Below are 20,534 nucleotides of genomic sequence, written 5' to 3'. Positions count from 1 at the left end.
GCGATGCAAGCGCGGCGCGTTCGAGGCCGCCGGCCTCGCGTGGATACGGCGGCTGACGATGACAGTCGGAGTCGGGCCACACGAGGATGCCGTCTCCGAACGCGGTGGTCACGGGGATCCACCCCCCGATGCCTCGGACAGGCGGGATTCGTCGACGTGGACGGGCGTTCCGGGTCGGCCGGTCGCCGACGTCCGCGCGCTCGGCACACCTTGGTGAACGCCCCCGCCGTACCGCGTTCCCAGGGGTCAGCCGTCGGTTGTCGGCAGGCCCATCGCGCGCAGCAGTTCGAAGAAGTAGTGCTCGGCGAACCCGAGGCGATCCGCCGACAGGATCTCCAGCACCTTCGCGGGCTCGGGGCGCCAACCCGCCTCCTTTGCCCAGGTGCGGCCTCGCGGGCCCGCTGCGGCATCTCGTCCCTGATGCGGCTGTGCGCCGCGTCCCACGCAGCTTGGTAGGCCGTACCCGGCATCCCGGTCGCGTCCTCGTAGCAGATGTCGTTCGGGACTTCGTAGTCCGCGGCGAGTTCGGGCGTGTACCAGGTCTCGAACGAGCCGCCCCGTCCGACCAACCCTGGACGAATCCGGTGTCGCTGTCGCAGATGTACACCACCAGCGCGGGACGGCCGGTCTGCCCCACCAGCGTTCGCAGCGTCTGCGGTGTGTGGCCGGGCAGTCCGTGGTGCACGACCACCGTCTGCCAGCCGTCACCGTGGGCGAGGGGAACACCCACGCATCCCTCGTCGCCGTCCCGGCAGACGCCCGCGCTCAACGGTTCAAGGTCCGACAACGACCGGCCACTGCGGGCCACGACATACTCGCCCCAAAAGCCCATGACACGCCTCTCGTTCCCCGGGGTGCGCCGCGAACCTACCGGCGGGCACCCACATCGCCTCCGGCCCCCACCGCAAGCACCTCCCCCGCGATCGTCTCGCCCTTCAGGAGGCGGTCCGGTGTGCAGCCGCGATCGATGCGCGAGAGAGACGTGCGTTGGCGGCCCGTGGGCCGACGAGGGTTCGGCATCGCGGGTTCGGGTCATCGGACGCGGGCGAGGCCGCCGTATTCGATGAAGTCGTCGCTCTGCAGGACGCGGGGTTCGGCGTCAGGGTGCCAATCGGTGACCTCCATCAGCCCGGGTGGCATGATCTCCAGGCCCTCGAGGAAGTCGTGGACGGCCTCGCGGGGGCGTACCTCGCCCCAGTTGCCGTCGGTGGCCTCGGCCATGAACTTGTCACGTCCTCGCGCACGCCCGCGTCGTCGCTGACGAGTTGGCACACCACCAGGAAGCTGCCCGGGCACAGTTTCGCGGCGACCCGACGCACCAGCGCCTTGGGGTCGTCCTGCCGGGGAATGCAGTGCAGGACGGACACGAACAGGGCGGCGACCGGCCGGTCGAAGTCGATCATCTCGCGCACGAGGGGCCGGTCGAGGATGTCGTCGGTGCGGCGCATGTCGGCCTGCAGGAACAGCGTCGACTCGTCGTCCTCGTCCAGGAGGGTGCGGCCGTGGGCCAGGACGGTGGGGTCGTTGTCGACGTACACGACCCGGCAGGAGGGGGCGACGGCCTGGGCGACCTGGTGCACGTTGTCGCGCGTCGGCAGCCGGAACCGTGGTCGACGAACTGCCGGATCCCGTACCGGTCGGCGAGCACGCGCACCACCCGGCGCAGGAACGCCCGGTTGTTCAGCGCGAGGGCACGGGTGGTGTCGCGGACGATCCGCAGTAGTTGCTCGCAGGCGACGCGGTCGACGACGTAGTTGTCGGTGCCGCCGAGGAGGTAGTCGTACATGCGGGCGACGCTGGGGGTTTCGGTGTCGATGGGCGGCGGATCGAAATCCGTGTCCTCGTGCATGGTGTCCCCTCGACGTCCGCGCCACCTCCCGCCAGGGTGACGTTCCCCATGCTAGGGGCCCCTGGGGCAGGACCGGGGCGACTCCGGGGGGTGAATCGCCTTCCCGCGGGGGTGATTTCGGGGCGGCGGGGTGGAAACGGGCGCGCGTGTGGAGCGGAAACGCTCGAAAGGGGGCGCGCGGTCGACGGAAGCCGCCATGCCGGGTGGGGCGGAGGTCGCGGGCGGGCCGTGCTGTTCGTGTCGGACGGTGCGGGTCGCCCGGGTGTGCGGGATGAGCGGTTCGTCAGGCGGGATGGGTGCGTTCGAGGTCGCGGATCACCGCAGCCGGCAGTGCCTTCTCGGCCAGGACCAGGTGCAGGGCCACGGTGGGGGCGTCGACGCCCAGTGTCCAGTCGGCCCGCCGTTCACGCCGACGGCCAAGGGCTGTCCCGACCGGTGCCCCGGGCGAAGTCTGGGAGCGAATGTCGCGCGGGGAGGGCGCGAAGGGGCCGCAGGTCCACGACCGGGCTGCAGCCGTACCGCCGACGGTCGAAAACGTGAACGGCCAAGCGCCGTCGCATCGCCGCCGGGCGCCGGCCCGCCGCCGTCCGGCCCGACCGACGAGATCGGCCACCACCTCGCCTTCGCCCCGGCGGACGCCGTCGTCTCCGAACTGATGGGTGGACAGCGCCCAATGGACCATCGAGGTGCTTCCGGGCCGCCAGGAACGAATGCGGCCCGAACCGGTACGAAGTCTGCCGCAGGGGCCTGTTCCGAGTCCGGATCACGATCGGGTCAATCCGCCCGGCCGTCCCCGACGAGCGGTTCGAGGACGATGACGGGGATCAGGCGATCGGTGTTGCGCTGGTATTCGGCGTAGTCGGGGTACGCGTCGACGGCGCGGGCCCACCACTGGGCCTTCTCGTCACCGGAGACCTCGCGTGCGCGGTACGTGTGGGTGATCCGCCCGTCCTGGATCGCGACGACGGGCTCGGCGAGCACGCCGGCGAACCATTGCGGATTGGTCGCCGTGCCGCCGTTGGACGCGACGGCCGCGTAGCGGCCCTCGTGTTCGACGCGCATGACCGGGGTCTTGCGGAGTTTGCCGGTCTTGGCGCCCCGGTAGGTCATCAGCACCGTGGGCAGGCCCTTGATCGTGACCCCGTCGGTTGTGCCGGTGCGGTGGACCTGGTCGACGTGGTCGCGGACCCAGGCCAGACCGCTCGGTTCGTACTCCCCGGCGAGTCCGACCGCAACCACCGGGTCCGCGGGGCGCCTGGTGTCGACGTTGCGGGTCAACGTGTTGAGAAGGCCGGGCAGTTCGGTGGCCGTGCCGGCGGGCAGGCCGACCACGGTCTCCTCCGCCAGGGTGACCCAGACCTGCTTGACCTGCTCGGCCAATGCCCGGCCGGCGTCGGTGAGTTCGACCACGCTTGCGCGCTTGTCGGACGCGTCGGTAGTGCGGCGGATGTGACCGGCGGCTTCGAGCTTACGGGTCATGCCGGTGACACTCGGCGGCTCGCACCCGAGCGCCTGGCTGATCCGAGCCTGGATCATCGGCCCGCTCCGGGCGAGTTCGAGGAGCAGCACCTCCTGCCCGGGATGCAGCCCGAGCGGCGCCAACAACGCCGCGGCCCTGGTCCGGTGACGCAGGCTCAGGAGACGGACCGCCTGGTTGAGTTCATCGGCGTACGCGAAGTCCATGGGATCCCCTCGATTGGTTATGCGGATAACGTTATGCGGATAACCAATCTTCGGCAAGACCTGGTCGCCGTCGCGTGCCGACGCCGGGCCGGCAGGGGTTTGCTCTCGGCCGGGATCATGGGAGGGCGGGGAGGCTGCGGAGCCCGAGAGCATGGCGCTGCGCAGGTGGAGTCCGGCGAGGTAGCTGTCGGGGGTCGTATCGGGCGGTCCAAGCCGAGAGGAAGGCTACGAACAGCCGATCGCACGCTGCCGCTTCCGCCACCACCGCGCCGACTCGCGCGGAAGCACTGAAGCGTCGAGTGTCGGACCGGATCGGCCGGGCCCCTTACGGAAGACGGAATCGACGTCCCCGCGACGACGCGTCATCGCGGGGACGGCTTCCGCCGCCTGCACGGCACCCGAACGCGTCACGATCTCGCCCATCCATGCCCCGGCGCCGGTGGTGTTCCCCGACGTTTGCGGACGTGAGCGCGTTCGTCGTGGGTGGTGCCTAACGGGGTTCTCCCTCGTGAACGTCGAGTCTTTCCGGAAGCTCATGGAGAAGTGTCGCCGGCATGCCGAGGATCGGGATGCGCGGCTTGTGTGGTCGTGTTGCGACCTGTCGCGCAGGTCACCGGCGGAGATCGTCGAGTTCCAGCTGTGCCTGAACCGGGTGACCCGCCGGGCTTTCACCCGGGATGTGGTGGCTGCGATGGAACGAATCTTCGGCGGAGCGAACCTTCGGCGGCCGGTGTTCGGATGACGACTTCTGCTACTTCCGCCTGTGGATGGTCGGGCTGGGGAAGGAGGTTCTCGGGCGAGCGGTCGCCGACCCCGATGCTCTGGCCGACGCGCCCGAAGTCCGGCGCCTGGTCGGGCGGACCTGGAGGAACTGGAGGGAGGCCTGGCCCGGTTGGGAGTCACTCGACTATGTGGCAATGGAAGCCTACGGCTGTTCGGCAGGGAATCCCAACGAGTGTGGGGATGCCTTCCACGCGGCTGTGCAGGCTCGCCAGGACAGGCAAGTGGCCTTGCGAGACCGACCGGGGAACGCTGGAATGTTCCGGACGAGGACAAGGCGGCTCGCATACTGCCGAGATTGAGCACCATGTTCCCGCTCGACACCGACGCATGAGCAACGATCGGCACGCGCTTCCCGAAGCGTCGGATTCGTCCGCTGGGACACGCCGGGCCAAAACGCGGTTCAGTCGGATCCGCCAACTTCGCCCTTGTGTCAATTCCTCGCCACTGCAAGCGAATCCCCCGAAGCGGCGAGCATCTGACCTGCGCGGTCCTGTCTCAATACGGCGATCACGCTGATCCCCGTCGGGCACCGTGCTGGGCCGGCCCGGGTGGCACGATGCCGACGGCGTTCGTCTCGGGACCGCGGGTACGTGCCCCGGGCTGCCGTTCGGCGGCCCACGAGTTGCACAACGGTGACCAGGGAGCCGCCGGGTCACCTGATACGTGACGACGGCAATGCCTGGGCTCGGGCCACTCGCCGGCTGCCGGCCAGGAACAGTCGCTGCCACTGCGCCTCGACAGCGAAGGCCGGTCCGCGCTCGTGAGCGGCGGCCACGTCGGGAAGGACCGGCCTCGGAGGGGCGGACGGCCGTGCCGCAGCACCCGGGGCAGTTGCACTCACCGCCCTATCGTGGCACCAAGCGCCGGGAGACGAAACCGGCCCCGGCCCTGTATACGCGCCGAAGCAACCGTGTCAGGGCGCCGTGAGAACACGAGCCCGAAGTGCGAACGGATCACCCGCACGAAGCACACGACCTATCGGACGCTGAGTGCACGCCACTTGTCCTGTCGCATTGCATGCGGCGGATGACGGGCCGCTGACTGCTGGGTTCCCAGGTCCTTCGAGAACATGCCCTTCGGATTTCTCATACGACCCGGCTTCCACGGAAGTCACGTGCGCGATGGCGGCATGGGCGCGGGCAGAGCGGCTCCTGAGTCCGCGCGAGGCTCGGGGGTTGGCAGCGGCGAGGCGAGGAACGGTTCCAGAAGGCTGAGCAGCCTCTTGGGGCGGTGCAGTGGGATGATGTGGCCGCAGTCGTCGATGATGTGGCCGACGAGATGATCGGCGAGCGGCCGCAGTTGCCGTTCGAGGGCCCTGCCCACAGGGCGGGCCCCGATGGCCATGGTGGGTACGGTCAACCGGCCGGTATTGGCGGCTTCCCGGATCTGTTCGTTGCTCGTGGGCAGTGCCCGGTAGTACGAGAAGGCGCAGCGCAGGGCCTCGACCCCGGTGTACGCGTGGACGAAGGCGTTTCGGACGGCGGGATCCACGCCCTCTCCGTTGGAGCCCGTGCGCAGGAACCAGTCGATGTACTGGGCTTCCTGTCCGGTGAGTACGGTTTCCGCGAGGCCGGGTACCGCGTGGAAGCCGAACCACCACGGTGCTCCGTGGGCGAGGAATTCCTCGGCGCCCGGCAGGAGTGTGCCCAGAAGTGACTCCATGACCACGAGTTGTCGGACGAGGTCGGGGCGGCGCATGGCAAGAAGAAAGGCCGGTGGGGTTCCGGCGTCGATGCCGACCACGGACGCCGAACTCTCGCCGAGAGCGTCGAGTAGGGCTTCGGCGTCGCTTGCAAGGGTTCCGGCGTCGTAGCCGTCCCTTGCGTGCGTGCTTGCGCCTGTTCCTCGCAGGTCTGGTGCGATCACTCGGTATTGCCCGGCGAGGGCGTCCAGGACATGGGTCCACAGTTGCCAGGTGTGCGGGAAGCCGTGCAGCAGCAGCACGGCCGGCCCCTCGCCGGCGAGAGCCACGTTGAGGTCGACTCCATTGGCCGTGACCCGCCATAGTTCGATGCCTGACGGGCGATTGGGTGTGTGGCGCGGTGCGGCAGGCACGGCGATCCCCCTGGGTGGTTACGAATGGTGACAACAAAACGATAGGTAACTAGGGTGAAGGCGCCAAGACCGCACTTCTGCCACAGGTGGTGAGTTCCAGGTGACCTCCTCGACGCGGCGCCCCCCTCACGGGAATCGTGGAGATCTGTTCGATCCGCAGTGTCCGACCCGCCGTCTGCTTGACCGGATCGGCACGAAGTGGACGTCCATGACCATCAAAGTGCTGGCGGAGGCGTCCCCGCAGGAGGTGCGCTTCGCGGAACTACAGCGCAGGATGGCCGGCGTCTCGCAGAAGATGTTGTCGGTCACCCTTCAAGGGTTGGCCCGGGACGGCCTGGTCAGCCGTCGGGTGGAAGCGTCGGTGCCACCACGCGTGTACTACGGACTCACCCCGCTCGGCACGACACTGGAAGAACCGCTGGCCAGGCTTCGTGAGTGGGCCGAGGAACACATGGCCGAGGTCGACCGCGCAAACCAGCGCAGCCAGGAACGCTCGGCCGCCGACTGATCACACCCGCAAGCCGGCGGACAGAGCACCTCACAAGCAGGGACCGAACCTCCCGATCGAAGCAGGGTCCAGTGCGAATCGGCCACCCTGGACGCGAAGCATTTGCGAATCTGCCAACTGGACCGCGACGGGCAAGCAGCGACTGGGTTCGCTGTCAAAGGACAGTCGCTCAGTGCGTGGCGCAGTGGGAATCGGCAGGTGGGTCTTGAGCGCGGACAGGTACACGGCATTCATGTCCAGCGCGGTGACCTCGTGCTCGGCCACCGACATGCTCGACCGGCAGGGTGCCTACCACCTGTATCCGGCCCGGGACGGCGGCCACGCCCAGCCCAGCCCGGCCGCATCGTCGTGATCACCGCCGAACGTGGACCCACCTCGGCGCTGGACCTGTTCGCCGAACTCTCGAACAAAATCGAGAAGATCCAGGCGGACGTCCCGCTCGAACCCGGAGAACGGCACATCCTCGAACGCGCGAACGGCGGCCGGATCACCTGCGACTCCTCCCCCGCACGACCCGCCCCCGACGCCCGCACCGCACCACGCCGCGCCTACGCATCGCGCACCCGGGCCGACCGCAACCACCTGGTGAGGCTCAACCCCTCCGACGCGGACACCCCCGCCGTCCGCGCCTTCGTCGGGAGACATGCGGGCCATGGTGCGAGACCGGTCCGACGTCATCGACGTTTTCGGCCGTCGCACGGCGGTTCGACCGTCACGGTAGGCGGGTGCTCGGCCTCTCCGTGCCGGTCCGTTCGGGGCGCCTGAGGAGAAGGGTCACGGTCGGACCGCACCGTCCGGCCTGGCCGTGGCACCGGGTGTCGCCCGCACTGCGTGAATCTCGCCGGGGCCGTCGGGGCGCGACGCGCCCGGGGTGATCGACGACCGGGCCGGGGACCGTCGGCGTGGCCGAACAGTCGTGAGCGCGCGGCGGGACCCGGATCGCAAACGCTGCCCCGGCTGTTGGGCCGGGCGGCGTGTCGATGAGGCCACAAGGTGGCGGGAGATGTTCCGATGGAGACTGTGGTTGGCACGGCCTGCCCTTGCGAAGGGCAGCCTGGTGATCAGGGCCCGGGACGAAGGGCCGATGTTCCGGGAGGGACGAGAGCGAACCGGACGCTCAGGCCACCTGCCCGGCGCTGCGCCACGTCACGGGCGCAGTCCCGGTCCGGACGGACACGCGGATGACACCCCACGTCGAAACCCGCCGCCTCCGCCCCGATGTCTTCCCATACGGACGCACTCGGCGGCAGATCACAGGCTTTGCCATGCGCGTTCACAGCCGCATGCCCTCTACGAATGTTCGGCTCCGACGATCGAAGAAGTGAATGGAAACGCCGTGCGACGCATCCTTCTCCTTGCCAGTGGCAACAACGGCCTGACCCAACGTGCCGACCTGGCTCTTCGGGCGGCCGGCCACAAGGTGCGACTCGCCGTGGTCGCCGATGAGTCGGACATTCTGCGGGCGGTCGTCCCGGCGGATTTCGATGTCGTCATCTGCCCGTTCTTGAAGACGCGCATCCCGTCGTCCGTCTGGAAAGCCTGGCCCACGGTCGTCATTCATCCGGGCGCGGTCGGAGATCGCGGGCCTTCCTCGTTGGACTGGGCCATTGCCGACGGTGAGCCGCTCTGGGGCGTGACAGCCCTGTCGGCCGTGGAGGAAATGGACGCGGGGCCCATCTGGGCGACGCGCACGTTCCCGATGAGCGAACCTCCGGCACGCAAGTCGGCCGTCTACAACGGGCCCGTCGCCGATGCGGCCGTCGCATGCGTTCTCGAGGTCGCCGAGAAGGCCGGGGATCCCGCATTCCGCCCCGTGCCGGCAGAGCAATACCCGAAGGCGGTGCCTTCGACTCGCCTGCGTCCGGCGATGTCACAAACGGACCGCGCGTTCCGGTGGGACTCACCGGGATCGGACATCGTCCGCTCGATCGCGGCAGCGGACGGGTTCCCGGGGGTGCTCGCGAACATCGGTTCCCGGGCCGCCTATCTCTACGACGCGCGCTTGGACGGCCCGGTGGCCGGAGCGCTCCCGGGCACGATCGTGGCACGGCATCACGAAGCCGTGTGCGTGGCGGCCCGGGACTCCAGCGTATGGATCGGACACATGCGCGCCAAGACCGAACGAACGGCCCCTGCCTGCAAGCTTCCCGCACTGCAAACGCTGGCGCGCGGCGATTACGGCGTGGACGTCGCGGCCCTGCCCGAGGCGACGTGCTCGCCGTACACGGATGTCCAATACCGCCGTGAGGGCGACATCGGATACCTCACGTTCGACTTCTACAACGGCGCCATAAGCACACGCCAGTGTGGACGGCTCCTGTCGGCGCTGCGCGAAGCAACGATCCGGGACACCAAGGTCCTGGTCCTGCGGGGCGGTGCCGAGTTCTTCTCCAACGGCATCCATCTCAACGTCATCGAGGCCGCCGATCAACCGGCGTTGGAGGCGTGGTCGAACATCACGGCCATCAACGCCGTCTGCCGCGCCATCCTCATCAGCACCGGACAGGTCCTTGTCGCAGCGTTCGAGGCAAACGCCGGCGCGGGTGGTGTGATGCTCCCGCTCGGGGCCGACGTGGTCGTCGCCCGGCCGGGCGTCGTGTTGAATCCGCACTACGCGACCATGGGACTGAGCGGCTCGGAACTGCACACCTACACTCTGCCCCGGCGTGTCGGCGACGCGACGGCCCGACGACTCACCACCGATTGCAGGCCGATCGATGCCGAGACCGCGCTCGCCATCGGCCTCCTCGACCGCATCGGCCCCGCGGGGAAAGCCGATTTCGACAGGTGGTTGGCCGACCTGGCCCGGGCGGAAGTCGAAACACACGAGCAGACCATCGAAACCAAACGCAAGACTCTCGCCGTCGACGGCGCCTCCAAGCCGGTCGCCGCCTACGAGGCCGAGGAACTCGAGGCCATGGCCCTCGACATGTTCGCGGACCGCCAAGGCTTCGCGGACAAACGCCACCGATTCGTCTTCAAGCTCTGAGTGGGGATTCAGGCATGGATCGAGGCGTTGAGTCGCCTGGCGCAACGAAGGAGACTTCTCCCGGCTCAACTACGACCTCACCGCACCGGCCCACGCGAAGGAGGGCCGCAAGCCCGAACCCACAGGCTCCGGCATCGACACCCAGCGCGTGAGACCCCTACCAACGTGCCCGTGACCAGCCAAGGAACGGACGCCGCAAGGAAGATCGTGCATCCGGCACATCCTTGGCACCCCGCCCGGTCGCGGCCCGGAAGGCGTCGAGAGTCGCGTAGTCGGTGCCGGCCCACCGATAGGGCACCGTCGCGTTGTCGCCGGCGACATGGAAAGCGTTGTAGTCGGATGTGGTTCCGGCCGCGGAGTCGGCGGAGACTACGACGTCTTGGCTCCAACCGAAGCCTTTGGCCATGCAGTCGGATTTCCAACCGCCGGTGGTCTGCTGCGTTGCCGCATTGCTGTCCAGGATGAAGTTGTTGCGCACATCCACGGCGGTGGACGTTCCGGAGATTTCCAGCGCCGGACCGCAAACCCGCTGAATCGTGTTGCCGGTGACGGTCAGGTTGCTGACATTGGTCGCCGTGATTCCGGAGACCCCGATCAGGTTACCGGAAAGGGTGCCGTTTCCCGCCCCCGGGCCCACCGAGATTCCGGCCGCGCCGGGTACCCATTTGCGGGGGTCCGCGTACGTGCGGCTGACCGTGACATCGCTCGACGTACCGTCGATGGCAATCCCGGGGAGGCCGATGCCGTCCTTGTTGTTCGGGTGCGTCTTCGCAAAGGCCGAATCGATCTTGATCCGGCTCGATCCCTTGATGTCGAGCGCCGGCTTGCCGACCGCCTACAGGACCAGATTCGTAATGGATACGTCGGTCACGCCGTCGAGAGTGAGTGCGGCTCGGCCGGCATTCTCGTTGGATGCGGAGATCTCCGGATCTCCCGTCCCCACGATCGAGATCCCGAAGGTGCGGATGGTCACCGCTTCCTGGGTGGCCGACGACACGTCCGGCCCATTCACCATGATGGTGTCGCCGGCGGCGGCGATGTCCACCGCGTTCTGGAGCCGACAGAAGGGCTTCTGCTGAGTGCCGTCACCGAGGTCGACGGCACACCAATAGGGCCGGACGTACAGCGTCTTGATGGCTGTGGTCGCACGCGGCGCCGGCTTGGCCGCGGAATTCTCCCGCGACTGCCGGGCCGACTTCTCGGCCGGGATTTCGACGGTTTGGAATGCCGGATTCTCAAGGTCCGCCACCGTCCGGGTGTGCGTCTTGTGGCCGCCAGAATTCGCGGGCGGCGGATTGTCGTCCGCAAACGCCGCGGCAGGCAGCAAGAAAATACCCGCCACAAGCGCTGCCGCGCCGGCGACGAGTCGTTGCCGAGACAACGGTCCCCAGGGTCTCATAAATTTCCTCCGAATCCGACAAACCAGGCGCGGAAACGCGGAACGCGCGCATGCGGAGGGAAACTCGGACAAGATACCGTCTCTCGGCACCACAAAGCAACAGCCTTTTTGGCATCGCAGGTTCGAATGGATGCGCGACTGGATGCGCGGCACTACGAACCCCGGCGGGAAGATGCCGAAAAGCCGCCGGAATACCCCTCGGACACCAAATCCAACACCCTGGAATTGTCGATAAAGAATGAGAAAGACGTACGCCGCGCCCGGGCGGTCGCGCAAGGCGGCTACGCCTTACCTCGCCCGAGGCATCGGTCCCCGAGGGCGTCGCAAAAGAGGATCCCGTTCGTCGCGCTACCGTTCGGTTCGCGCGAATCCGTTCGGCCCGGGACGGTCACGAGCCGGCCCGTGGCACCTTCGGCCGCCCTCCGCAGCACAGTCATCGAGAGGCCGCCGCTGCGGCGCCTTTGCCCAGATCGGTCAACGCCGGTGCCAGCTCGCGCCATTGCCGGACGGGGAGTTCGCCGGGGGCCGCCGTGAGGACCTGCACGCACACATGGTCGGCGCCTGCGTCCAAGTGCTCGCGCACCCGCCGCCGGAGCACATCCGTGTCGCCGTCGGCGACGATCGCGTCGACGAGGCGCCGGCTCGTCCCCCCGACGATGTCCTCGTCGCCGAATCCCAGCCTGCGCACGTTGGCCTGCTGGTGCGGCGCGCTCTGAACGTACATCGCCACATGCGCGGCGGCCAACTCGCGCGCCCGTGCCACGTCGGTGTCCAGCACCACCGGCACTTCCCCAACCGCCAAGCCCTGATGGTCGCGATCGTCAAAGACCGCGTGACGGCCCTCAGCCGTCTCGCCGACGCCCTGCACGAGTCACACACACCCGACGACGCGCTCGCCGCCTGGTTCGCGGCCCTGCTCGCGCACGCACGACTCCACCAAGGCATGGGCGTCGTCGCGATGCTCGGTGAAACCGTCGACTTCGGCATCGACTGCCACCGGATCGTCCTGGACGCCGCCGACACCGTGCTCTCGCGGGCGCAACGCGAGGGAACGGCACGCACCGACGTCGACTCCGGCGACCTCGTCCAACTCGTCGCCGGGATCGCCCTCGCCACCACGCGGGACGACGGTCCGAGCCGACCCGAACGACTGCTCGACCTGGTCCTGGACGCCGCACACGCGGCGGCCGGCACAACGCCCTCGCCCTGACGCGGTCCCAGACGACCGCCCCCGTGTCCGTCGCGGATCGCCGGCCCTGTGGAACAACCGGGTCAGGCCGCAGAGCGAAGCCTCACCGGACCACCGTGATCACCTGCGCCCGTTGGTTCGCCGGCACCGTGCGTGTGCAGTGCCGGGTGGCGATCGATCGTTCGGCGGCGGACGGTGGGCCGGAGCGCCCGAGCCTCGTGGGTCATTCGGCGAGGGTTGGGGCGGCGTGGGACCAGCGGTGTTCGTCGAGCTCGCGGGCGACGAAGTGGGCGAGGTCGGTGCGGGTCACCTTCCGGCCGCCCTTGGGGTTGCTCCCGTCGAGGACGCGGTAGTTGCCGGTGGGGGGTTCGTCCTGCAATCGGGCGGGGCGGACGAAGGTCCAGTCGACGGTGCTTCCGCGGACGATCGTTTCCATCAGCCGCATGTCGTCGTACAACTCCCGGACCAGGGGCGTGACGAGATTGCGGTACCACCAGGGGAAGTTGGGGTCGCGGTGATGGACTCCGCCCGAGGTGACCGCGATCAGCCGGGGTACGCCGGCGTCTTCCATCGCGGCCACCATGGTCCGCGCCGCATCGGAGTAGAGCCCGTGTGCGTGCCGCCCCGGCGGACCGATGGCGGACACCACGACGTCGTGGCCCTCGACGGCGGAGCGTACGTCTGCGGCATCGCGCACGTCGGCCCGCACGACGTTCGGCTTCCCCGCGCCGGGCGAGTCTTCGTCGGGGGCCGGGGGCTGCCACCGGGCCGGCTCGCGCACCGCGGCGGTGACGTCGTGGCCCAGGCGCAGGGCCTCCCGGACGACGAGGTGTCCGGTGCGACCGTTGGCTCCGAAGACGATGACGTTGCTCATGACGGGGGTCCTCACGTGGTGGGTTGATGCGGGTTACTCGTCGGGGGCATGGGCGACGGGCGGCGGCGGGCGTGCGGTGTACGGGCGTATGAGTGCACGGGTGCACGGTGCGACCCCAATACCGGCTGATCCGGGACGACCCCGGGCGTGGCCCCGTCCGTCTTTCGGCTACGGGGTGCGAGTACGGGGCAGCAGGAGTACGAGGGCTGCGCCGAGCAGGCAGGTAGCGGTGACCATGAGTGCGCCGATGACCAGGCCGTCCGCTCCCGGGTCGGGGGCGCCGGGGTCGTGGGTGGCGAAGTACACGGTGCCCAACACCGCGACGCCCAGGGCCGTGGAGAGTTGTTGGAGGGCATTGAGGGTGCCCGATGCGCTGCCCGTCTCCGCGGGTTCGGCCGCCGCCAGGATCGACCGGACCAGAGTGCCGGACACCAGGCCCACGCCCAGGCCCACGACCAGGGTGGGTATCGACAGCGTCCAGACCGGACTTCCCGACGCGGCCACCGCGGCAAGGCCGAGCGTGCCGAGGGCCTCGATCCCCAGCCCCAACTGCAGGAGCGCGCGGCCGAGCCGGACCGCCGCCGCCGGGGCGGCGAGTGAGGCGAGCCCGATGCCGATGGCGAGCGGCGACAGGGAGAGCGCGGTCTCCCACGCGGACCGGCCGAGATCGAGTTGGAGGTGGAGGGAGAGGACGAGCAGCAGTCCGCCGAGGCCGGTGAAGAACGCGGCGGTGACCGCGAGGCCACCGACGAACGCGGGTTTACGCAGCAGGCTGGGCACCAGAACCGGTGAGCGGCTGGTGCGTTGACGTCGACCGAAGGCGGCGAAGGCCACGAGGCCGGCGGCGATCTCCGCGAACGTCCACCACGGCCAACCCGCTTCCCGGCCCTGGATCAGCGGATGGACGACGAGCGCGGACCCCATGGCGACCAGGAGGGCACCCGGCGGGTCGATCCGCACCAGCGGGTCCCCCGGGTCGGCCGGCATCCACCGCAGCGCCCCGACCACGGCCAGTGCGCCGAGCGGAAGGTTGATCAGGAAGATCAGCCGCCAGTCGAGTCCGGCCGGGTCGAGGGCGATGAGGCCGCCCGCGAGGACGGGGCCGCCGACGCCGGCGAGCGCCATCACCGGTCCGAACGTCGCGAACGCGCGGCCGCGTTCGCGTTCGTCGAACACCGCGCTCAGGACGCCGAACCCCTGCGGGATCATCAACGCACCGAGCGCGCCCTGCGCCACCCGAGCCGCGACCAGCACGGTCGGCGAAGGCGCCGCCGCACACACCGCGGAGGCCACCGTGAACCCGGCGGCGCCCAGCACGAACAACCGCCGCCGACCCCATCGATCACCCAGCCGACCACCGACGATCAGCAGGACGCCGAAGGCGAGCGTGTACCCCGCGGTGAGCCACTGCATGATCGCCGCGCCGCCGCCCAGCCCGGCGCGGACGGACGGGGCGGCCACGTTCATCACGGTCGCATCCAGCAGGTCCAGGGCCTGGGCGAGCAGCACCACCGCCAGGATCCGCCACCGATGCGGATGGGCCGCGGGCGGTGCCGCGCGGGCGGGCGACGTCGAAGCGGGAACGGTCACGGGGTCTCCCAACCAGGCTTAACAAACACTGTTCGTCAAGCAGGATGCCCTTAACGAACAGCATTCGTCAAGGTAGGGTTGTGCCATGCCGCAAGCCCGCTCGCGCTCCCGCCCCTCGAAATCCATGCTCGGCCTGGACGCCGTCCTGGCCGCCACCATGGCGCTGGTCGACGAGCTGGGCTGCGAAGCGGTGAGCCTGCGGCGCGTCGCCCAGGCCCTGGAGACCGGTCCCGCCTCGCTCTACGTCTACGTCCGCGATCGGCAGGAGCTGATGGCGCTCGTCCTCGACCACGCGGTGGCCGACGTGGTCGTGCCCGACGAGGGCGACGGGGGCTGGCGTACCCGCCTCGAACTGCTCGTCGGGCGCATCGTCGCCGCCCTGGCCGCCCACAACGACATCGCCTCCGTCGGCCTGCGGGACGCCCTCCCCGGCCCGCACGGCCTGCGCCTGACCGAGGAGGCGGCGCGCCTGCTCCGGGCGGGCGGACTCGACGACGACGCCTGCTCCTGGGCCATCGACCTGCTCGGCCAGTACATCTACTCGACCGCCCTGGAGAACGCCGACGACCCACGGCCCCGGCGGACCCCCACACAACCCTCGTCCGACGCCGACCCGACCGGGCCCGAGACGTTCACCGCCCGACTCGACGCCACCTTCCGGGCGTTGCCCGCCGAGCGGTACCCCACCCTGCAAGCCCTGGCACCGACGCTCACCGGCGGCGACCGGAACACCAGGGCCGCGTGGAAGCTTCGCGTGATCATCGACGGCCTCCTCGCCCAACCCCCCAGCCGGCCCACATCCGACCGGGACGACACCGCCGCACCCACGCCGATGTGACCGCGGGCCATCCCCACGTCCGACTCCCCTTTCGACGGGACCACTTGCAACGGACGCGGTGGACGCGGTGGCAGTGGCCGGGGCGGGCGGCCCGCGTCCTCGCGTACCGGGTCTTCGTCGACGTGCTCATACGACGGGGCGACCTTCCCGGGCGGGCGTTCGGCGCCATGGGGGCACAGGGGCACGGGGCGCGGGGGCACGGGGGCACGGGATCAGCAACGACGATGTGGCCGGCTGTCCCAACGGCGGGCGTTGTCGGTGGTGGGCCGCGTGCGCCGTCGAACCCGTCACGGCGCGGGACCGAGTGGGACCGAGTGGGACCGAGCGCAGGCCGGCCCTCAGCCGTTGTCGCCCGGCGTCGACGCGGTGGTACCAGGCGCCGTGCTCGCCGTGCTCCGCGCGGTCGGCCGGGCGGCGGTCGTCAAACGTGCCCCGGTGCGGGCGAACCGGCCGGGGCTGATGCCGAGGGTGCGCTTGAAGTGGCGGTTCAGATGCGATTGGTCGTAGAAGCCGGCGGTTACCGCGACGGTGTGCGGCGGCATGCCGTCCAGCAGGAGGGCGCGGGCGAGGTCGACCCGGCGTCCGGTCAGGTACTGGTGCGGGCCGATGCCGAACTCCCGACCGAAGGCGCGGACCAGATGGGTCGGGTGGGCGTACAGCAGTTCGGACGCTGCACCGAGGGTGACGCCCTCGACGAAACGCGCGTCGAGTAGATCGCGCAGTCGGTGGGCCAATCCGGCGTCACGCACGACGGTAGGTGCGGCGACTCGACCCAGAAGGTGCCCACGCAACCGCTCGGCGATGAACGCGAGCCTGCTTTCCGCCTCCAATTCCTCGCCCGGTCGCGGCAGCAAGCTGTGCAGTCGATGCACCCGTCCATGCAGTGCGTGGTCGTCGAGCACCGGATGGTCCACGGCCCGGCCGATCAGGTCGTCGGCCACGTGGGAGGAGTCCAGATAGAGCACCCGCTTGCGGAACCCGGTCGGGGTGGCCGCGCTGCCGTTGTGCGGGACGTGCGGCGGCAACAGGCTCACCGCGCGCCGCAGCACGCCGTGCTCGTGCCGATCCAGGTCGTACTTGACCATGCCGTCGTCGACGATCAGCAGCGTCCACGCGGCATGCGTGTGCATCGGATACGCGTGATCGGTCATGTGGGCGTGCAGAACCTCGTTCACACCGGCCACCGACGGCCGCCACGCCACGATCTCCGAGCCGGCAACCATGTCAGGATCGTACAAGACGATCACCGTCCGCCGAGGAGACGATGCGGGCATGGAAACCCAGCTCGCACCCGTTCGTTTCGACACCAAGATCGCCGTGCTTTTGCGCGCGGACCTGGCCGTATGGCAGCGGTTGAACGTCACCGCGTTCCTGGTCAGCGGCCTCGGTACACGGATCCCCGAGGTGATCGGCGAACCCTATGCCGATGCCGACGACACCACCTATCTGCCGATGTTCCGGCAGCCGGTACTGGTCTTCCAGGGCAGCGGTGAACTGCTCGCCTCGGCCAACGCCCGGGCGGTGGGTCGCGGTCTACCGGTGGCGGTGTTCACCGCCGACCTCTTCGCCACCGGCAACGACCGGGACAACCGGGCGGCCGTACGGGGCGTCCGGCGGGAGCGGTTGGATCTGGTCGGCATGGCCGTTCATGGGCCGCGCAACGTGGTCGACAAGGTCCTCAAGGGGGCGGAGATGCATCCGTAACGAACCGCACCCATCGCGGGCTGCAGCGGCACGCAGGTGCGCACGCGCTTCCAGTGCGTCGATGCTTCCGCGACGCCGACGCCGTGCGATGGGCAGAGCGCGCGGGAGCGTAGGACCGGTGGTGGCGGGCAGTAACCCCCTGGTCGTAACAGGCGGTACGAGCGCTACGAGCGCTACGAGCGGCACGGGGAAGGTGGACATGGTGGACGACTCGCGGAGCGGTCACACGGAGCCGGTGGGTCCCGAACCCCGTACCGATTCCGGTGCCGGTCTCGATCCCGGTCCTGATCCCGGTGATCGCGCGGATTTCGATGCCTTCGTGGCGGCACTCGACTACCCGATGTTCATCGTCACCGCGGTCCGACCGGACACCGGCGAGCGCTCCGGCTGCCTGGTCGGCTTCGCCACCCAGTGCAGCATCGAACCGCCTCGGTTCCTGGTTTGCGTCTCCACCCTCAACCACACCCACGGCGTCGCCACCGCCGCGCCCGTACTCGCGGTACACGCGCCGGATTCGTGTCAACACCCGCTCGCGGCCCTGTTCGGCGAGGAAACCGGCGACCGAATGGACAAATTCGCGCACTGCGCGTGGACCGAGGGCCCCGCCGGCGTCCCGCTGCTGACCGACTGCCCCCGGCGCTTCGTGGGTCGGGTCGTGGACGCGGTCGACCTCGGCGACCACACCGGGATCGTCCTGGCTCCGATCGAGGCCCCGGGGCATCCGGACCCGACCCGGACCGACCTGCTGACCTACGACGATGTCCGAGACCTCGCCCCGGGCCATCCGGAGCACTGACCCCGGGCGACAGCGGACGCGCTGCGTGCGGTGTGGGGTATGCGGCATGTGCCTGCGGCCGGCAGGGCGAGGCGTGCCCGGTCGCCGAACTGCCCTGGGCGGCATTGGGGTTGCTTGGTTCGTTGAAGACCAAGCCGGGCGGCTCCAGGCACCCGCCAAGCTGCTGCGGCAAGAGCAGCCGGCCGCATAGTCGCCAACGCAGGGATCGGCTGATGACTTCCCCGGCACGTCATCAGCTCGGGCGGGGACTCGTTGTGAGCGTCTCCCATCCCGACCATGGGCGGCCCCCTGCGCCGAACACATCACCGGGGCGGCGGTCGAGATCTGCGGTCGCATGACGAACCGTGATGAAAGCCTCTTCGGATGGGAAGGATGTTCGGGTGATCACTTGCGTCGTCGACTACACGATCGATCCCGCCAAAATCGAGGCGTTCGAACGGTTCGGGCGTTGTTGGATGGAACTGGTGGGTCGCCACGGTGGGACCCACCATGGCTACTTCCTGCCTGCCGAGGGGGCGAGCGACCGGGCCCTCGCCCTGTTCAGCTTCCCGAGCCTGGCCGCCTACGAGCGGTACCGCGACCTGTTCGGCGTGGATCCCGACTTCGTGGCCGCGGATCGCATTCGTGACGAGAGCGGTTGTGTCGTGCGCTACGAGCGCACGTTCATGCGGCCGTTACTGCCGGGGGACGTCGCTCCCGAAGCCGTGCCGCGGGATTGACGGAATCGACACCGGCAGGCGGACACGGTCGACCGAAACCGGTTCCTGGGGTGTTCCCGGCAACGTCGGGCCCGGCGCACCGCCCGAGGTTCGGTGCGCCCCCGGCCGGTCCCGTCCCCCGGCCCGGTCCCACCCGACCCGGGCGGCCCGGGTGGGCCCTCGCCGAACCGCAGCGCCGGGATCCGCGTGCCCAACGGCAACCGCAGCGCTCGCCCTGCGCGTCCGGGGGCGGACGCACGGCTGGCCGGCTCCGGGCAGTGTGCGCCGCCGGGCGCGGGACTCGCGCACGGATGGACGACCGGGTGGCAGCGGAGGGCGGACAGCTCTGGGAACGGCGGCGAATCGGCCGACGCGAATCTGGACGGGTCGCTCGACGACGGTTTGCCGATACGGCGCGTGGGCAACGGGTGGTCATGCTCTCAGGGATCCTGCGGGGTGCCGCCGCCGGCGCGGCCGGCACCACCGCCCTCGATGCGGTCACCTACGCCGACATGGCCGGCCGGGCGCGCCCGGCCAGTGAAACGCCACAACGCACCATCGCCACCATCGCGCGCCGCATCGGGCGCCCGGTCGAGGGTGACTCCGACACGCGCGCGAACCGATTGACCGGGCTCGGCGCGCTGTCGGGCATCGCGACCGGCGTAGGCGTGGGCGCCGCTTTCGGCGTGCTGCGTGGCATCGGCCTACGGCCGCCGATCTGGGCGGGTTCACTGCTCGTGGGCGCCGCCGCGATGATCGCCGCCAACGGCGCGATGGCCGGATTGCGGGTGTCGGACCCGCGTACGTGGTCGACGGCCGACTGGCTCGCCGACATCGTGCCGCACATCGCCTACGGCTTCACGACCTACGCGGCGCTCGCGACGATGGACCCCAAGTGAGCGCCCTCATGCGGGCCTTCCTGGTGGGTGCGGCCAGCGGCGGCCGAAGCCAGGCCGGGATCACGGCCGTTCGCCTGACCACTCGCGGCGCAGGCAAGTTGTCGCGGCTCGCCGTCGGCTCGGCCGCCATCGGCGAACTCGTCGCGGACAAGCGTCCCGACGTCCCGTCGCGACTGAGCCTGCCGGGCCTGGCTCCGCGTGTCCTGCTGGGAGCGACGGCCGCCGCGATGTTGGCCCGTCGTACAGGCGGTGGGGCGACGATCGCGGCCCTCGTGGGAGCCGGCGCCTCGGTGGGCGGCGCCATCTGGGGTGAGGCGTGGCGCCAGGCCGCCGCGAACACCGGAATTCCCGCACTGCCGGCGGCGATCGGCGAAGACGTCCTGTGCTACGTCCTGGCATTCACGGCGTGCGCCCGCTCGTAGCGGCGGCTCCAAGGCGGGCGTCGACGCCTCGATGAGTTGGCCCACTGCGCCACCCCCGTCAGCGACCTCGCCCGCACGTTCGAACCCCACCACACCGTCTGGGCGTACCCGAACTCCTGGGCCCCGCCGCACAACCCGGACGCCCTCCGTCCAGGGTCGGGCAACGACCTTGCGAGGTATCGTCGCTGCGCCCTGCCGGCGCAACGCCCGCCGGGCCGGACCATGGGCAAAGCGAGGTCCGATTTCCGCCGGCCATGG

At 69.8% G+C, this 20,534-nt stretch carries 21 protein-coding genes and 2 pseudogenes; 12 read left to right on the top strand and 11 right to left on the bottom strand.

From position 1 onward, the window contains the following. Positions 1-246: 246 nt before the first annotated feature. The 4 genes and pseudogenes from ACZOOI_RS29115 to ACZOOI_RS29100 all read right to left on the bottom strand — a co-directional run bounded on the left by ACZOOI_RS29115 (position 247) and on the right by ACZOOI_RS29100 (position 3,532). On the bottom strand, positions 247-444 hold the full coding sequence (locus ACZOOI_RS29115; protein ID WP_465278616.1) for a hypothetical protein: 198 nt from the start codon (positions 442-444) through the stop codon (positions 247-249). Positions 445-1,032: 588 nt separating this feature from the next. Then, positions 1,033-1,849 (bottom strand): annotated as a pseudogene (locus tag ACZOOI_RS29110) (SAM-dependent methyltransferase). Between the two features lie 283 nt (positions 1,850-2,132). Then, positions 2,133-2,531, bottom strand: a complete 399-nt coding sequence (locus tag ACZOOI_RS29105) for a hypothetical protein (protein WP_465278615.1) — start codon at positions 2,529-2,531, stop codon at positions 2,133-2,135. A gap of 92 nt (positions 2,532-2,623) precedes the next feature. Then, positions 2,624-3,532, bottom strand: a complete 909-nt coding sequence (locus ACZOOI_RS29100; protein ID WP_465278614.1) for a nitroreductase/quinone reductase family protein — start codon at positions 3,530-3,532, stop codon at positions 2,624-2,626. A 677-nt stretch (positions 3,533-4,209) separates the two neighbouring features. On the opposite strand from ACZOOI_RS29100, the gene ACZOOI_RS29095 reads away from it, so the two are divergent. Further along, the gene (locus tag ACZOOI_RS29095; RefSeq protein ID WP_465278613.1) at positions 4,210-4,614 is read left to right on the top strand and encodes a DUF4240 domain-containing protein; all 405 of its coding nucleotides are present in this window, start codon (positions 4,210-4,212) and stop codon (positions 4,612-4,614) included. An 811-nt stretch (positions 4,615-5,425) separates the two neighbouring features. On the opposite strand, the gene ACZOOI_RS29090 is transcribed toward ACZOOI_RS29095, so the two are convergent. After that, the gene (locus ACZOOI_RS29090) at positions 5,426-6,370 is read right to left on the bottom strand and encodes an alpha/beta fold hydrolase (protein ID WP_465278612.1); all 945 of its coding nucleotides are present in this window, start codon (positions 6,368-6,370) and stop codon (positions 5,426-5,428) included. 100 nt (positions 6,371-6,470) lie between these two features. On the opposite strand from ACZOOI_RS29090, the gene ACZOOI_RS29085 reads away from it, so the two are divergent. From ACZOOI_RS29085 to ACZOOI_RS29070, 4 genes and pseudogenes are all read left to right on the top strand, one after another. Beyond that, a complete protein-coding gene (locus ACZOOI_RS29085) occupies positions 6,471-6,878 on the top strand; it encodes a winged helix-turn-helix transcriptional regulator (RefSeq protein WP_465278611.1) in 408 nt (135 codons plus the stop codon). 205 nt (positions 6,879-7,083) lie between these two features. Next, entirely contained in the window at positions 7,084-7,230 is a 147-nt protein-coding gene (locus ACZOOI_RS29080; protein WP_465278610.1) for a hypothetical protein, read from the top strand. Between the two features lie 984 nt (positions 7,231-8,214). Then, positions 8,215-9,867 (top strand): enoyl-CoA hydratase-related protein, encoded by a 1,653-nt coding sequence (locus ACZOOI_RS29075; protein ID WP_465278609.1) that lies wholly within the window; start codon positions 8,215-8,217, stop codon positions 9,865-9,867. A 34-nt stretch (positions 9,868-9,901) separates the two neighbouring features. Next, a pseudogene (locus tag ACZOOI_RS29070) lies at positions 9,902-10,077 on the top strand (IS5/IS1182 family transposase); the annotation flags it as partial. Here ACZOOI_RS29070 and ACZOOI_RS29065 read toward each other — a convergent pair. From ACZOOI_RS29065 to ACZOOI_RS29055, 3 genes are all read right to left on the bottom strand, one after another. Then, a complete protein-coding gene (locus ACZOOI_RS29065; protein WP_465281311.1) occupies positions 10,025-10,678 on the bottom strand; it encodes a right-handed parallel beta-helix repeat-containing protein in 654 nt (217 codons plus the stop codon). The pseudogene ACZOOI_RS29070 and the gene ACZOOI_RS29065 overlap by 53 nt on opposite strands. 24 nt (positions 10,679-10,702) lie before the next feature. Continuing rightward, positions 10,703-11,248: a hypothetical protein gene (locus tag ACZOOI_RS29060; RefSeq protein ID WP_465278608.1), complete on the bottom strand. Its 546-nt coding sequence runs from the start codon at positions 11,246-11,248 to the stop codon at positions 10,703-10,705. 451 nt (positions 11,249-11,699) lie between these two features. Continuing rightward, a complete protein-coding gene (locus ACZOOI_RS29055) occupies positions 11,700-12,068 on the bottom strand; it encodes an LLM class oxidoreductase (RefSeq protein ID WP_465278607.1) in 369 nt (122 codons plus the stop codon). Between the two features lie 30 nt (positions 12,069-12,098). Here ACZOOI_RS29055 and ACZOOI_RS29050 point away from each other — a divergent pair, with 30 nt between their 5' ends. Next, positions 12,099-12,476 (top strand): SbtR family transcriptional regulator, encoded by a 378-nt coding sequence (locus ACZOOI_RS29050; RefSeq protein WP_465278606.1) that lies wholly within the window; start codon positions 12,099-12,101, stop codon positions 12,474-12,476. Positions 12,477-12,678: 202 nt separating this feature from the next. Here ACZOOI_RS29050 and ACZOOI_RS29045 read toward each other — a convergent pair whose 3' ends face one another. Together ACZOOI_RS29045 and ACZOOI_RS29040 are read right to left on the bottom strand one after the other, a co-directional pair. After that, entirely contained in the window at positions 12,679-13,329 is a 651-nt protein-coding gene (locus ACZOOI_RS29045; protein WP_465278605.1) for an NAD(P)-dependent oxidoreductase, read from the bottom strand. A 168-nt stretch (positions 13,330-13,497) separates the two neighbouring features. Then, complete coding sequence (locus tag ACZOOI_RS29040; protein ID WP_465278604.1) at positions 13,498-14,919, bottom strand: MFS transporter; 1,422 nt, start codon at positions 14,917-14,919, stop codon at positions 13,498-13,500. 85 nt (positions 14,920-15,004) lie between these two features. Here ACZOOI_RS29040 and ACZOOI_RS29035 point away from each other — a divergent pair, with 85 nt between their 5' ends. Next, positions 15,005-15,757: a TetR/AcrR family transcriptional regulator C-terminal domain-containing protein gene (locus ACZOOI_RS29035; protein WP_465278603.1), complete on the top strand. Its 753-nt coding sequence runs from the start codon at positions 15,005-15,007 to the stop codon at positions 15,755-15,757. A gap of 338 nt (positions 15,758-16,095) precedes the next feature. On the opposite strand, the gene ACZOOI_RS29030 is transcribed toward ACZOOI_RS29035, so the two are convergent. Further along, entirely contained in the window at positions 16,096-16,980 is an 885-nt protein-coding gene (locus ACZOOI_RS29030) for a helix-turn-helix transcriptional regulator (RefSeq protein WP_465278602.1), read from the bottom strand. Between the two features lie 49 nt (positions 16,981-17,029). Here ACZOOI_RS29030 and ACZOOI_RS29025 point away from each other — a divergent pair, with 49 nt between their 5' ends. From ACZOOI_RS29025 to ACZOOI_RS29005, 5 genes are all read left to right on the top strand, one after another. Beyond that, positions 17,030-17,461 carry a DUF2000 family protein gene (locus tag ACZOOI_RS29025; RefSeq protein ID WP_465278601.1) on the top strand — a complete coding sequence of 144 codons (432 nt, stop codon included), beginning with the start codon at positions 17,030-17,032 and terminating at the stop codon, positions 17,459-17,461. A gap of 319 nt (positions 17,462-17,780) precedes the next feature. Next, the gene (locus ACZOOI_RS29020) at positions 17,781-18,257 is read left to right on the top strand and encodes a flavin reductase family protein (protein WP_465278600.1); all 477 of its coding nucleotides are present in this window, start codon (positions 17,781-17,783) and stop codon (positions 18,255-18,257) included. A gap of 380 nt (positions 18,258-18,637) precedes the next feature. Beyond that, a complete protein-coding gene (locus tag ACZOOI_RS29015; protein ID WP_465278599.1) occupies positions 18,638-18,976 on the top strand; it encodes an NIPSNAP family protein in 339 nt (112 codons plus the stop codon). Positions 18,977-19,389: 413 nt separating this feature from the next. Then, positions 19,390-19,854: a hypothetical protein gene (locus ACZOOI_RS29010; RefSeq protein ID WP_465281310.1), complete on the top strand. Its 465-nt coding sequence runs from the start codon at positions 19,390-19,392 to the stop codon at positions 19,852-19,854. Beyond that, the gene (locus ACZOOI_RS29005) at positions 19,851-20,276 is read left to right on the top strand and encodes a hypothetical protein (protein WP_465278598.1); all 426 of its coding nucleotides are present in this window, start codon (positions 19,851-19,853) and stop codon (positions 20,274-20,276) included. The genes ACZOOI_RS29010 and ACZOOI_RS29005 overlap by 4 nt, the downstream gene beginning before the upstream one ends. Positions 20,277-20,534 lie beyond the last annotated feature (258 nt).

It is taken from the genome of Embleya sp. L77, from assembly GCF_055557415.1.
The sequence above is the reverse complement of the archived record's forward strand: the minus strand, read 5'-3'. Positions and strand labels throughout refer to the sequence as shown.